The sequence below is a fragment of the Bradyrhizobium sp. Ghvi genome (assembly GCF_900115265.1).
GTDB lineage: Bacteria > Pseudomonadota > Alphaproteobacteria > Rhizobiales > Xanthobacteraceae > Bradyrhizobium.
In genome coordinates this window covers 348,048-360,848 of sequence record NZ_FOVU01000005.1, presented here as the reverse complement: position 1 = coordinate 360,848, position 12,801 = coordinate 348,048, and the positions used below count along the sequence as shown (strand labels likewise).

The window sequence follows — 12,801 nt, the reverse complement described above, 5'->3', positions numbered from 1 at the left end:
CGTTGCGGAAAAAGTTCATGGGTCAAACGTCATCAGAGCGAACCTCTCCCCGCGTACGGGAAGAGGTGATTTTCGTGCCAGATGTCAGACGCGCGCCTCGGCGAGGCTTGGCGCGCCTTCACCCTGCGGGCTGCGACGCAGGTAGAACCACCAGGTCATGGCGAGACAGACGGCGTAGAACGCGAGGAAGATGGCCAACGCGAGCTGCGGACCGCCGGTCAGCGCGATCGACTTGCCGAAGCTGCTCGGGATCAAATAGCCGCCGACCGCACCAATCGCGCCGATGAAGCCGACAGCTGCACCGCTCTCGATGCTCGCCGTTTTCAGCGCCAGCACGCGTGCCGCCTCGCCCTTGCCGCGCACCTTGAACAGGTTTTCTTCGCGGAAGATCGAGGGGATCATGCGGTAGGTCGATCCGTTGCCGATGCCCGTCGTCAAGAACAGGATCAGGAACATCGACAGGAAGCCGATGAAATCCTTCTGCCCGACGAAGTAGAGCACGCCGATCGTCGCCGCCGCCATCGCGATGAAATTCCAGAAGGTGATGATGGACCCGCCGAGCTTGTCGGCGAGCCAGCCACCGAACGGACGCGACAGCGAGCCGACCAGCGGACCGAGGAATGCGATCGAGATCGTCACCGTCGGAAACTGGGTCTTGATCAGCAGCGGAAACGCGGCGGAGTAGCCGATGAAGGAGCCGAACGTTCCGATGTAGATGAAGGCCATGATCCAGGTGTGCTTGCGCTTGACGATGGCGAGCTGGTTCTTGATCGACGACTTCGCCGAGGTCAGGTTGTTCATGAAGAACACGGCACCGAACACCGCGATCGCGATCGGCAACACCCACATCAGACCGGCGTTCTGGAGATAGACGCCGCCGACCGGCGCTGCCTGGAACAGGTTGATGACGGCGAGCGTCATCAGGATCGGCGTCAGCAGCTGCACGCTGGAGACGCCGATGTTGCCGCCGGCAGCGTTGAGACCGAGCGCCCAGCCCTTCATCCGGTCAGGGAAGAAGAAGGAGATGTTGGTCATGCTGGACGCGAAATTGCCGCCACCGAGACCGGCGGACGAAGCGATCAGCAGCATCAGCCAGAACGGCGTGTCGGGCTGGCTCACGAAATAGGCGAGAGACAGCGTCGGGATGAACAGAACGGCTGCGCTAAAAATGGTCCAGTTGCGGCCGCCGAAGGTTGTTACGGCGAAGGTGTAGGGAAAGCGCATCAGGGCGCCGATCAGTCCCGGCACCGCCACGAGCTGGAACAGCTCGTCGGTCGAGTAGTGGAAGCCCGCCTGCGGCAGCTTGGTCGCGACGATGCTCCAAATCAGCCAGACGGAAAAGCCGATATGCTCGGCGACGATCGACCAGATCAGGTTACGCCGGGCGACGACCTTGCCGCCCGCATTCCAGAACGCCTCATCTTCGGGGCGCCAGTCAGAAATCCACGTCGGATTGCCTTCCTTCATTGGAAATAGTCCCTTTCGCTAGGAAGCGGGACACCGCCTCACGCGGAGGCGTAAAGTTGCACGCTCGGGGAAGCCCCCCGTTTTCGGCGGTGTCACGATTTGAATGATTGCTCGGTGACGGCGTCGATGGCGTCGAAACCTCTAATTCAAGCCGCATGCCAAATTGGAATTCCCAAGAAACATCAATATTACCAGTCGCTTGTACGATTTGATTAAAAAATGGTCACGCCTATAATTGCATCAAAAGTTTGCTGGTCGCTTATTTCTTGAATGCCGATTCGCCCGTTGATTGTGCGTCGCACAAGCCTTGGGCAGGAGCCCGTTTTCGCGTCAACTCGCCGCGGAGAGAGAACAAATGCGATGGTCCCCGCGGGGCTATCCGCTTCCGGCGCCGGCAAATTCGGCTTCTGGTAGATGCGCGACATCCCCCGATCCCTTGGCACATCGATTGCTTCCATCCTGCCTAGTCAACGATGACTGACAGTGAGCCGGAGCATCAAGCCACCGAAGGCCACTGGGAAGCCTGTTCGCTGGTCCGCCAAGCCGCGGTCATCGTGACGCTATCCCCTTGCCCATGTCGGTGCCCCACTTCGATCCGCGTCCCGCTCGCAAGGGCGCGCAGCTCACTGCCTGGCAGAGGCGTCGATCCGGCACGTGCCTGATCGATCGCGCAGATGAGCAAAGGAGCTGTTGATGTCGTATCTCGCACCCTCGGAATTCGTCACCAAGATGGTGGACGCCGGCGAATCCAAGATCTTCATGTCCACCCGGGATACGGTCATCCGCGCCTACATGGCCGGCGCCATCCTGGCACTCGCGGCCTGGTTCGCCGTCACCATCAACGTCAACACCGGCCAGCCGATCATCGGCGCGCTGCTGTTTCCGGTCGGCTTCTCCATGCTCTATCTGCTGGGCTTCGACCTGCTCACCGGCGTCTTCGTGCTATCGCCGCTTGCGCTGATCGACAAGCGCCCGGGCGTCACGATTGGCGGCGTGCTGCGCAACTGGGGTCTTGTCTTCATCGGCAATTTTGGCGGCGCGCTCACGGTCGCCTTCATGATGGCGTTCGTCACGACCTTCGGCTTCACCCAGGACCCGGACAAGGTCGGGGCCGCGATCGGCAATATCGGCGAGGGCCGCACGCTCGGCTATGCGGCGCATGGCGCCGCCGGCATGGCGACGCTGTTCATCCGGGGCATGCTGTGCAACTGGATGGTCTCGACCGGCGTCGTCGGCGCCATGATCTCCACCACCGTGCCCGGCAAGGTGATCGCGATGTGGATGCCGATCCTGGTGTTCTTCTACATGGTGTTCGAGCATTCGGTCGTGAACATGTTCCTGTTCCCGTCGGGCCTGATGCTCCACGCCAGGTTTTCGATCCTCGACTATTTCATCTGGAACGAGATCCCGACCGTGCTGGGCAACTTGGTCGGCGGCCTCGCCTTCACCGGCCTCACGCTCTACGCGACGCACGTGTTGACCAAGCCGAAGCGCCAGCCGGCAGCCAACCCGTCGAGCCGCGCAGCGGCCTGATCGAATTGGTTTGAGCAACAAGGGAGCTTTGCCTGATAAGGTAGGGCTCCCTTTCTGTTGGTGGCGAGGATGGGTCGGGGCTTGCAAATCTCGATCGGGCAGCACTCCGACCAGGGGCGCAAGCCGGTCAACCAGGACTTTCACGGCGCGCTGATTCCGACGGAGCCGCTGTTGAGCCTGAAGGGGATCGCCGTCGTCCTGGCCGATGGCATCTCGAGCAGCGCGGTGAGCCAGGAGGCGAGCGAGTCGGCGGTCAAGAGCTTCCTGACCGACTATTACTGCACCTCCGAATCCTGGACCGTGAAGACTTCGGCGCGGCGTGTGCTTGAGGCCACCAATTCATGGCTGCACGCCGAAACGCGACGCAGCCAGTACGCCTACGATCGCGACAAGGGTTACGTCTGTACCTTCACCGCGATGGTCGTCAAATCGACCATGGCCCACATCTTTCACGTTGGCGACTGCCGGATCTACCGCGTTGCCGGCAAGGCCCTCGAACAGCTCACCGATGATCATCGCATCATCGTCTCGTCGGAGCAGACCTATCTCGGCCGGGCGCTCGGGATCAACCCGCAGATCGAAATCGACTACCAGGCTCTTCAGATCGAAAAGGGCGACATCTTCGTGCTGGCCACCGATGGCGCTTACGAGTTCGTCGATCATCGCTTCGTCACGGGCACGCTCGATGCGTGTGCCGGCGATCTCGACGCCGCGGCGAGGAGCATCGTCGAGGAGGCCTATCGGCGCGGCAGCGACGACAACATCACCGTGCAGATCCTGCGCATCGACCAGGTGCCGCAGACCGGCTCATCGGACATTTTTGGCGGCACTGCCGAGCTGCCGCTGCCGCAATTGCCGGAGCCGAGGGCGCTGTTCGACGGGTACCGCATCGTGCGCGAAGTGCATGCCTCCAGCCGCAGCCATATCTATCTGGCGGTCGACAGCGAGATCGACGAGATGGTCGCGCTGAAGATCCCCTCGATCGATCTCCGCGACGATCCCGCTTATTTGAAGCGCTTCCTGATGGAGGAGTGGATCGCGCGGCGGATCGACAGTCCGCACGTCCTGAAGCCGCGCTCGCGCTCCAAGCGGCGCAACTATCTCTACGTCGCGACCGAGTTCATTGAAGGACAGACGCTGCGGCAATGGATGCTGGACAATCCGCGTCCCGACCTCGAGACGGTGCGCGGCATCGTGGACCAGATCGCGTCAGGCCTACGCGCCTTCCATCGCATGGAGATGCTGCACCAGGATCTCAGACCCGACAACGTCCTGATCGACAAGACCGGCACCGTGAAGATCATCGACTTTGGCGCGGTCAAGGTCGCCGGCGTGGCCGAGGCGTCACCCGATCCGACAGACGCTGACATCCTCGGGACGGTGCAGTACACCGCGCCGGAATACTTCCTTGGCGAAGGCGGCTCGCCGCGCTCGGACATGTTCTCGCTGGCGACCATTTGCTACCAGATGCTCACCGGAGAGCTGCCTTACGGCGCCCAGATTGCCCGCATCAGGGGACGATCGGACGCGTGGAAGCTCCGGTATCGTCCTGCCAGCCACGACGACCGCGCCGTCCCGATCTGGATCGACGGCGCGCTGCGCAAGGCGCTGCATCCCGATCCCAACAAGCGGCACGAGGACCTGTTCGAATTCACCTACGAGCTCAGGACTCCGAATCCGGCCTATTTCGCCACGCGGACCACGCCCCTGATCGAGCGCAATCCGCTGCTGTTCTGGAAATTGACGACGGTGCTCCTGGCCTGCACCGTCGTCGCCTTGCTTGCCCTGCTGCACGCGCGTTAGCAGGGCTGGCCCGGTCAGGCCGGCTCTGCCGCCTTCGTCCCCAGCGGCTTGGGCGCGACGCCGCCGCCCGGCTTGAGGTGGAATTCGTAGGTCATCAGATGCCACTTCCCGTTCGCCTTGGTGCCGTCGGGCATCGTGGGGTCATTGCGCGGTTCGACCTTGGCGACGAGGTCGTCCTTGACCCCGAACACCACGTCGGAATCCAGATATTTGTCGCCATCCATGAAGACGTGGGTGATCAGCGGCTCGTAACCTTTTGCGTTGACCAAGAAGTGCACATGCGCCGGACGCATCGGATGGCGCCTGGTCTGGACGATCATCTCGCCGACCGGGCCGTCGGTCGGGATCGGATAGCTGCACGGCAGAATGGTGCGGAAGAAGAAGCGGCCGTCGGCGTCGGTGATGAAGCGCGCCCGCGCCGAGGCGCCGACTTCATCATAGTTCGCCTTCTGGGAATCGTAGAAGCCGTCATCGTCGGCATGCCAGACGTCAACAGGGACATTGGGGAGCGGCTTGCCCTTGAGATCGGTGACGCGGCTCTGCACGAACATCCGCTCACCGGTGAGATTGTTCGGCGAGATGTCGGTGCCGTGGGCGGTCACCTTGTGCTCGCCGACATAGAACGGGCCGAGCACCGTGGTCTCGGTGGCGCCGTCGCGATCCCTGTGATTGACCGCGTCGACCAGCATGGAGACGCCGAGCACGTCGGAAAGCAGGATGAACTCCTGGCGGGTATCGGTGCATTTCTGGCCGGTACGGGTCAGGAAATCGATGGCGTATTCCCACTCCTCGAAAGTGAGACCGGTCTTGCTCACATAATCGTGCAGCGACTTCACCAATTCCTGGAGCAGGAATTTCGCGCGCGGGTCGGGGGTGTTGTCGAAGCTTTTGACGACGGCTTCGGTAAGCTCGGTCTCGTTGAACTGGGTCATGTTGCGTTGCCCTTGGTTTTTCTCGTTGGCCCGTTGAGGTTCCTTGGCGGCGTTCCAAGCCGGAGCCTACACCATCGGGCGGGCCAGCGTTAAGCGCGACCCGCTTGGAAGAGGGACGCCATTTCGGCTATCAACGTCGGACAAAACTGCCCGGAGGAACTGATGCTCGCCCCCACCCCCGCCTCGCCCGAATCCGTCGGTATGTCCAAGGCCGCGCTCGACCGCGTCGATGCCCATCTGAGGGCCAGGTACATCGATGCCGGCCGTTTCCCGGGCACGCACTTGCTCGTCTACCGCCGCGGCAAGATCGCCCACAGCTCGGTGCAGGGCTTCGCCGACGTCGAGCGCAAGGTACCGGTCAGGGACGATACCATCTATCGCATCTATTCCATGACCAAACCGCTCACCAGCGTCGCCTTCATGATGCTGGTCGAGGAAGGGCTGGTCGCGATTGACGAGCCGGTCGCAAAGTACATTCCGGAATGGAAGAACCTCGGCGTGTTCGTCGCCGGCACCTCGCCGTCCTTCCTGACCCGGCCGCCATCCCGGCCGATGCTGATCGTCGACCTGCTGCGCCACACGTCCGGCCTGACTTACGGCTTCCAGCAGCGCTCCAATGTCGATGCGGCCTATCGCGCCGAGAAGATCGGCGAGGTCGAGAAGTCGGGCACGCTCCAGGGTATGATCGAGGGCCTTGCAAAGATCCCGCTGGAATTCTCGCCGGGCGAGGCCTGGAATTACTCCGTGGCGACCGACGTGATCGGTTATCTCGTCGGCAAGATTTCGGGCATGCCGTTCGAGCAGTTTCTGAAAGCACGAATCCTGGATCCGCTTGGCATGACCGACACCGATTTCCACGTGCCGGCCTCCAAGGCACATCGCTTCGCTGCGTGCTACTCGGCAGACCCTGGCGGCGGCATGACCTTCCACGCCGGCCAACGCCGCGAGGGCATCACGCTCCAGGACGATCCGGCGACGAGTTCGTTTCTGTCCCCGCCCTCCTTCATCTCCGGCGGCGGCGGACTGTGCTCGACGGTTGCCGACTATCTGACCTTCTGCCGCGCGCTGCTCAACGGCGGCGAGCTTGGCGGGGTGAGGCTGATCGGGCCGAAGACGCTGGCGCTGATGACGACCAATCACATTCCGGGCGGTCGCGCTCTACCGGAGGTGTCCCGCTCGCTGTTCTCGGAAGCCACCTATAATGGCATCGGCTTCGGCCTCGGCTTTGCGGTGACCATGCGCCCCGCCGAGACGCTGATCGCCGGCAGCCCCGGCGAATACAATTGGGGCGGGGCCGCAACCACCTCGTTCTGGATCGATCCGGCTGAAGAGCTGATCGCGATCTTCATGACGCAGGTGCTGCCATCGAGCGCCTATCCGCTCCGCCGCGAACTGCGCAGCATGGTCTACGCCGCGATCACCGAGAGCAATCTCTGACGTCCCAGAATTTGTCGCAACGGGCTTCGCGAGCGATCGCGGAGCCCGTTGCTCATCTTATCTAGTGAAAATGGCCGATCAGATAAATTCCGCCGCCAATCACCAGCACGGCCGGGACGGCCCACAAAATAAGGACTGGCATTCGCTATTCTCCTCAGTTCGACGTGCAGACCTTGACGGTCTTCATGCTGCTCTCAGCCTCGGTGCGCGACTTGTAGATCGTGCCCGAAGGACTGACGACCGTCATGGACGAGTCCGTCGGCTTCTTGTCGACGACCGTGCATTTCTTGGTCTTGACGTCCTGCACGACGTAGAACTCGTCGGCCGCGAACGCCGGCAGAGAGAATGCAGTAATCATCAGCGCTGCTGTCATCATCTTCAGCTTCATCTGGTTCCTCCTCCAATCGCCGGGCATTTGGCACCCGGCCAATTCAGGAACGGGAAAAACTAGCAATTTGTTCCTATTGGCCGGAACGACCCCTTCGGCGAGATGTTGACGGAGCGGTCATCTTCTCGGAGTCGATCGCATGTCACCGCATCGCGAGGCCCGGATCGCCGGGCTGAGCTTGGCGGCCATTTATGCTCTGTGCCTGCTGCTCACCGCAATCAGCATGAGCTGAGATGGCACCATTCGCGACAGCGTCGCAAAACTCCTGTTCCGCTCTGCTCGCCGGATGCGAAAGTCATGGCGCCCCGCAAATCCTGCCCGTATGGTCAGACAAAACCATAATCCGGCGCTGAAGCGCTGGTACCGGGACGCCCGCGTTGTCAAAGCTCACTCTGCCGGTCCGGCTCGCTCTCCTCGTCATGGGGACGATGTTGCCCTTGATCGTCTTCGCGGTCGGTATTGCCTATTTCAACTATCGCCAGGACCGCAGCGACGCGACACGCCGGGTGCTCGAGACGGTACGGAGCATGCGTCTCGTGCTCGATTCCGAAGTGCAGCGGATGACCGGCGGCTTGCAAGTGCTCGCGCTCAGCGATTCCCTGCGCAACGGAGACTTCGATGGCTTCCGACGTCTCGCCGTCGGCTTCATCAGCCAATATGGCAAAGACAGCGTCCTACTGCTGGCCGACAGGTCCGGGCACCAGCTGTTCTCAACGGTCACGACCGAAACGAACAATCTGCCGTCGCGCAACAACCACGAAATCGTCGAACGGGTCTTTACGAGCAAGGCGCCGCAATTTTCCGATCTGTTCGTTGGATCAACCAAGAAGCGCCCGATCGTCACGGTCGAGGTCCCCGTGCTGCGCGACGGCGAGGTGGTCTATGCGCTCTCATTCAGCCCACCGATCGACATCTTCCAGCACCTGATCGAGCGACAGCGACCGGACGAGCGATGGACCGTATCGCTGCTGGACAGCAAGGGCATCGTGTTCGCGCGCACTCCCAACCCGGACGATACTTTTGGCAAGCAGGCATCGCCATCGCTCTTCGACGCAATGTTCCGCTCACCCGAGGCGGTTCTGTCGAGCGTCTCGCTCGATGGCGTCGCCCTCGCCTCGGCCTATACGCGATCGCGGCTGACGGGTTGGACCATCGCGGCGGGCGTCACCGAGAGCTCGCTGATCGCGCCGCTCTGGCGCAACATCGCGATCACGAGCCTGATCGGCGGCGTGCTGCTCCTGGTCGGGCTCACCTTTGCGATCAGGATGGCAACGACGATCGCGCGCGGCGAGATGCTGCACAGTCTTCTGATCGAGGAGCTCAATCATCGCGTCAAGAACACACTGGCGCTGATGCAGGCGATCGCGGTGCAGACTTTTCGCAGCGCGAGCCGCGACGAGCGAACCAAGTTCGAGGGGCGCCTCGGCGCCCTCGCCGAAGCACATAACCTTCTCAGCCAGGAGAAGTGGGCAGGCTCGGAACTGAGGGACGTGATCGCACGCGCGCTCCAGCCGTTCCTGCTTGCAAATCCCGATCGCATCCGAATGGCCGGTCCCGCCGTGCCGCTGTCGCCGCGGCTCGCCGTGGTGCTGTCGATGATCGTGCACGAGATCGCGACCAACGCCGCGAAATACGGCGCCTTGTCCAACGAGACCGGCCGGGTGACGCTTGACTGGGAGGTCATCGCCGATGCACCGAAGCCGCGGCTGCGGCTGATCTGGACCGAGCTCGGCGGTCCATTGGTAACAGCGCCAGTGCAGCGCGGCTTCGGCTCACGCCTGATCGAGCGCAGCGCGCGAGACCAGCTCGGCGGCGAAGCGACCGTCGACTTCCTGCCACGCGGCGTGGTCTGCACGGTTACCTGCGGGCTGGACGGAGAGCGGTGATGGAAGGATATCGTCTTACCCGCAGTGCTGCCGCCGCAGACACCGACATCGCCTGGCGCCGCTTACGATCCGCCACGGCATGAGAGAGCCCAGCGCCCTACCCGATCGTCTGCAGTGACGGAAACGTCTCCAGCAGCCAGATGCTCACATTGGAGACCGCGCCGGTGAGGAAGCCGATGCCGGTGATCACCATCAACACGCCCATGGCGCGCTCGACGTTGACGAGGTGGCCCTTCATGCGCGCGAACAGTTTTGTGAACTGCTCGATCATCAGCGCCGCGATCAGGAAGGGAATGCCGAGGCCGGCGGAATAGACCGCGAGCAGGCCGGCGCCCTTCGTCACGGTGGCTTCAGCCGCGGCGATCGAGAGGATGGCGGCGAGGATCGGACCGATGCAGGGCGTCCAGCCGAAGGCGAAGGCGAGGCCCATGATGTAGGCGCCCCAGAGCCCGATGGGCTTCGGAATCGGAAGCCGGCCCTCGCGCATCAACAGGCCGATGCGCGTCAGCCCGAGGAAGTGCAGCCCCATCACGATGATGACGATGCCGGCGAGGATCGACAGCTCCGCCGACCAGGCGCGGATCAGTCCGCCTATCAGCGAGGCGCTGGCGCCGAGCGCGACGAACACCGTTGAGAAGCCAAGCACGAACAGCAGCGCCGAGATCATGATCGCGCGCTTCGAGGCCGTGTCAGGCTCCTCGCTCTCGACATGCTCGATCGTGGCGCCGGTGAGATAGATCAGATAAGGCGGGACCAGCGGCAGCACGCAAGGGGAGAGGAAGCTGACGAGGCCGGCAATCAGCGCCGCCGTAATCGAAACATTTTGCATGATGCAGTCAAGACCATCCCGGGCCCTCGGGTTGGGCGCGGGGAACGCGCACGTGTCTAGGGCCGAACCGGCTCCGGTGTAGCCGATGCCGGGGAATGCGCAACAGAGGCGCGATCAAACCAGGGCTCCTCCCGATGCCATCTGCGATCACAGATGCGGCACCGGGACGCGCACAAATCTCGCCAAAAAGCGAGACCCGGCGGCGCGGCTACTTTACCACGCGGAGCAGCGGACGCCGGGGCTGGTCCTGCGTCTGCTTGGAGGGGGACGGCGGCTCGCTGGCAGCGCTCCGCAGCATTTCGTCGCACAGCGCCTTGAGGTCGGCACTGTCAATTCCTTTGAGCTTCATCCTGACGTCGAGGATGACGATCGAGAGCAACTCGGCCGACTCGCGGCTGTTGCTCTCGTTGAGAACCTTGCGGCACTCCTCGAGCGTCTCGAGCACCGACTGCAACTGTTCGTCTGAATGCGACACCGGCGTTCTTTCCGTTAATTCGGCCTGCGAGACGTGCTTGAAACGATCCCCTCGGCCCCCAAGGTGCACGAAGGATAACACGAGGAGTCCGCGCCTTCGAAGACGAATTCAGAGTGTTTCTGCGTTGATACCGCGGTTCCAGACGGCATCGCTCGGCGCAGCAAGCCGGAATGGTCAAACGTGAAACGCTTGAGCGGGCGCGATCGATCCGTCTCATCGGGGCGCATGACGTCGTGTACGCCTACCTTTGGTCCGCCGGGACCCGGCAATCCCGCAGCCATTCTAGGGCTCGCAACGGAACGCACGCCTATCCCTCTTCCGGACGGAAATTGGCCCGATTCCCCAACCCCAGGACACACCCAAATACCGTCCCGGCGCAGTAAGTATGGCGTTCAAAACTCACCGCTCCCCAACCCGTCGTGGTTGTGGTTTGCGCTAGATTCTGCCAGTTTAGCGGACCGAAGGGACTTGTATGCATTCCTTGGCGGAAAGGGGCGTTCCACGAGAGGAACGCCTAAAGACCAATATCAGCGGCCTCTCGGACTGGGATGCCGCTCGCATATTCCTGGAAGTCGTTCGATGCGGAAGTTTCCGCTCGGCGGCTGAAAGCCTGTCGCTGTCGATCAATGCTGTCCGCCGCCGAATCGACGATTTCGAACGCCAGACCGACACCACCCTGTTCACCCGCGATGTCCACGGCACCCATCTCACCGATGAAGGTGCGCTGGTGGTCGCAGCCGTCGAGCGCATGGAGGCCGCCGCCTTCGACGTGATGCGCACCAGTGATTCGACCGCCAACGCCCTCACCGGCGAGGTCCGCGTCGCCGTCACCGAAGGATTGGGCACGTTCTGGCTTGCCCCGCGCTTGGTCGAATTCCAGCAGGCCTATCCAAAGATCCTGATCGATCTGCATTGCGCGATGCGCTCGGCCGACGTCTCCCGCCACGAGGCCGACGTCGCCATCCATCTGTCGCGCCCCTCGGCGCTCGACGTCAAGCTGGTGCGGCTCGGCCGCATGCACCTGATGTTCTGGGCCTCTGAGAAATACATCGCAAAACATGGCGCGCCGCGCTCGCCCGCGGAATTGATCAAGCACCGCTTGGTGCTGCAATTCGCCGATCAGATCGCCGCCAAGGAAACATTCGAGAGCTTCTTCCCGGGCGTTCCGGAACGTGACCTTTTGGTCATGAAGACCAACGTCTCGAGCGCCAACTACTGGGCGGTCGCGAATGGCGCCGGCATCGGCGTCTTCCCCAGCTACGCCATTGCGCTTGGCGGGAAGTTGATTCCACTGGAGGTCGAGTTGAACCGGCCGCTGGATATCTGGTTGTCCTACCATCCCGGTAGCGGCCGGATTCCCCGCGTGCGGCACATGATTGACTGGCTGATCGAAGCTTTCAATCCGGCTCGCTTCCCGTGGTTTAAGGAAGAATTCGTGCACCCGCATGAATTCAAGGACTCGTATATGGGCGAACCCCTGACCCAGCTCTTCGGGGGATTTTCAACCGAAGAACAAAGGTGAAAACAGCGATGAAAGCAGCGGCGAAAAGGATGAAGCAGCGCAGTGCCGGCAAGCCGGACATTGAGCTTGGCAAGCGGATCCGTCTGCGGCGCGTCGAGATGAAGATCTCGCAGGCTGAGCTCGGCGAAAAGCTCGGCGTCAGCTTCCAGCAGGTCCAGAAATACGAGAAAGGCGTCAATCGCGTCGGCGCGGCTCGTCTTCAGCAGATCGCCTCCGCCCTCGATGTGCCCGTGACCTTCTTCTATGACGGCGACAACAAGGCCCGCGAAGTCGAAAGCCTCCTGTTCCTGGATTCGGCTTTCAGCCTCCGCCTGCTGCGCGCCTACAGCAAGATCAAGGACCAGACGGTGCAGCGTCAGCTCGTCTCGCTGATGGAATCGATCGCGGCGAACGAGGACTGAGCCGGTCGACGGTCCGGCCTTTCCGGTCGATGTTCAATCCGCCGCGTCGCGGGGGCGCGGCCGGATTGGGCGAGATATGACGACTCCAGTTTGGGCCCGCGCGCCATCCGCGCGCACGGTCTTGGCTT

General features: G+C 62.4%; 11 protein-coding genes. 6 read left to right on the top strand and 5 right to left on the bottom strand.

Annotated features, from left to right (window positions below):
• Positions 1-84 precede the first annotated feature (84 nt).
• The gene (locus BM374_RS20975; RefSeq protein ID WP_092295800.1) at positions 85-1,467 is read right to left on the bottom strand and encodes an MFS transporter; all 1,383 of its coding nucleotides are present in this window, start codon (positions 1,465-1,467) and stop codon (positions 85-87) included.
• A gap of 693 nt (positions 1,468-2,160) precedes the next feature.
• Here BM374_RS20975 and BM374_RS20970 point away from each other — a divergent pair.
• Together BM374_RS20970 and BM374_RS20965 are read left to right on the top strand one after the other, a co-directional pair.
• Positions 2,161-3,000 (top strand): formate/nitrite transporter family protein, encoded by an 840-nt coding sequence (locus BM374_RS20970; protein ID WP_092295797.1) that lies wholly within the window; start codon positions 2,161-2,163, stop codon positions 2,998-3,000.
• A 69-nt stretch (positions 3,001-3,069) separates the two neighbouring features.
• Positions 3,070-4,803: a bifunctional protein-serine/threonine kinase/phosphatase gene (locus BM374_RS20965; RefSeq protein ID WP_177248434.1), complete on the top strand. Its 1,734-nt coding sequence runs from the start codon at positions 3,070-3,072 to the stop codon at positions 4,801-4,803.
• Positions 4,804-4,817: 14 nt separating this feature from the next.
• Here BM374_RS20965 and BM374_RS20960 read toward each other — a convergent pair whose 3' ends face one another.
• Positions 4,818-5,735: an intradiol ring-cleavage dioxygenase gene (locus tag BM374_RS20960; protein ID WP_092295794.1), complete on the bottom strand. Its 918-nt coding sequence runs from the start codon at positions 5,733-5,735 to the stop codon at positions 4,818-4,820.
• A 162-nt stretch (positions 5,736-5,897) separates the two neighbouring features.
• Between BM374_RS20960 and BM374_RS20955 the strand changes: the two genes are divergently transcribed.
• Positions 5,898-7,172 (top strand): serine hydrolase domain-containing protein, encoded by a 1,275-nt coding sequence (locus BM374_RS20955; protein ID WP_092295791.1) that lies wholly within the window; start codon positions 5,898-5,900, stop codon positions 7,170-7,172.
• 154 nt (positions 7,173-7,326) lie between these two features.
• Here BM374_RS20955 and BM374_RS20950 read toward each other — a convergent pair whose 3' ends face one another.
• Positions 7,327-7,560, bottom strand: coding sequence for a hypothetical protein (locus BM374_RS20950; protein WP_092295788.1), 234 nt, complete (start codon positions 7,558-7,560; stop codon positions 7,327-7,329).
• A gap of 428 nt (positions 7,561-7,988) precedes the next feature.
• Between BM374_RS20950 and BM374_RS20945 the strand changes: the two genes are divergently transcribed.
• The gene (locus BM374_RS20945; protein WP_092295785.1) at positions 7,989-9,446 is read left to right on the top strand and encodes a sensor histidine kinase; all 1,458 of its coding nucleotides are present in this window, start codon (positions 7,989-7,991) and stop codon (positions 9,444-9,446) included.
• A 97-nt stretch (positions 9,447-9,543) separates the two neighbouring features.
• On the opposite strand, the gene BM374_RS20940 is transcribed toward BM374_RS20945, so the two are convergent.
• On the bottom strand, positions 9,544-10,275 hold the full coding sequence (locus BM374_RS20940) for a cytochrome c biogenesis CcdA family protein (RefSeq protein WP_092295782.1): 732 nt from the start codon (positions 10,273-10,275) through the stop codon (positions 9,544-9,546).
• Between the two features lie 208 nt (positions 10,276-10,483).
• Positions 10,484-10,750, bottom strand: a complete 267-nt coding sequence (locus BM374_RS20935) for a hypothetical protein (RefSeq protein ID WP_092295779.1) — start codon at positions 10,748-10,750, stop codon at positions 10,484-10,486.
• A 472-nt stretch (positions 10,751-11,222) separates the two neighbouring features.
• On the opposite strand from BM374_RS20935, the gene BM374_RS20930 reads away from it, so the two are divergent.
• Together BM374_RS20930 and BM374_RS20925 are read left to right on the top strand one after the other, a co-directional pair.
• Positions 11,223-12,272: a LysR family transcriptional regulator gene (locus BM374_RS20930; protein WP_092295776.1), complete on the top strand. Its 1,050-nt coding sequence runs from the start codon at positions 11,223-11,225 to the stop codon at positions 12,270-12,272.
• 29 nt (positions 12,273-12,301) lie between these two features.
• Complete coding sequence (locus BM374_RS20925; RefSeq protein ID WP_164938811.1) at positions 12,302-12,673, top strand: helix-turn-helix domain-containing protein; 372 nt, start codon at positions 12,302-12,304, stop codon at positions 12,671-12,673.
• The last annotated feature ends 128 nt before the right edge of the window (positions 12,674-12,801 follow it).

What these genes read in the sequence shown, in the direction of transcription:
- BM374_RS20975 (WP_092295800.1), bottom strand. Translation starts at nt 1,467, where the DNA reads ATGAAGGAAGGCAATCCGACGTGGATTTCTGACTGGCGCCCCGAAGAT.
- BM374_RS20970 (WP_092295797.1), top strand. Translation starts at nt 2,161, where the DNA reads ATGTCGTATCTCGCACCCTCGGAATTCGTCACCAAGATGGTGGACGCC.
- BM374_RS20965 (WP_177248434.1), top strand. Translation starts at nt 3,070, where the DNA reads ATGGGTCGGGGCTTGCAAATCTCGATCGGGCAGCACTCCGACCAGGGG.
- BM374_RS20960 (WP_092295794.1), bottom strand. Translation starts at nt 5,735, where the DNA reads ATGACCCAGTTCAACGAGACCGAGCTTACCGAAGCCGTCGTCAAAAGC.
- BM374_RS20955 (WP_092295791.1), top strand. Translation starts at nt 5,898, where the DNA reads ATGCTCGCCCCCACCCCCGCCTCGCCCGAATCCGTCGGTATGTCCAAG.
- BM374_RS20950 (WP_092295788.1), bottom strand. Translation starts at nt 7,560, where the DNA reads ATGAAGCTGAAGATGATGACAGCAGCGCTGATGATTACTGCATTCTCT.
- BM374_RS20945 (WP_092295785.1), top strand. Translation starts at nt 7,989, where the DNA reads ATGTTGCCCTTGATCGTCTTCGCGGTCGGTATTGCCTATTTCAACTAT.
- BM374_RS20940 (WP_092295782.1), bottom strand. Translation starts at nt 10,275, where the DNA reads ATGCAAAATGTTTCGATTACGGCGGCGCTGATTGCCGGCCTCGTCAGC.
- BM374_RS20930 (WP_092295776.1), top strand. Translation starts at nt 11,223, where the DNA reads ATGCATTCCTTGGCGGAAAGGGGCGTTCCACGAGAGGAACGCCTAAAG.
- BM374_RS20925 (WP_164938811.1), top strand. Translation starts at nt 12,302, where the DNA reads ATGAAGCAGCGCAGTGCCGGCAAGCCGGACATTGAGCTTGGCAAGCGG.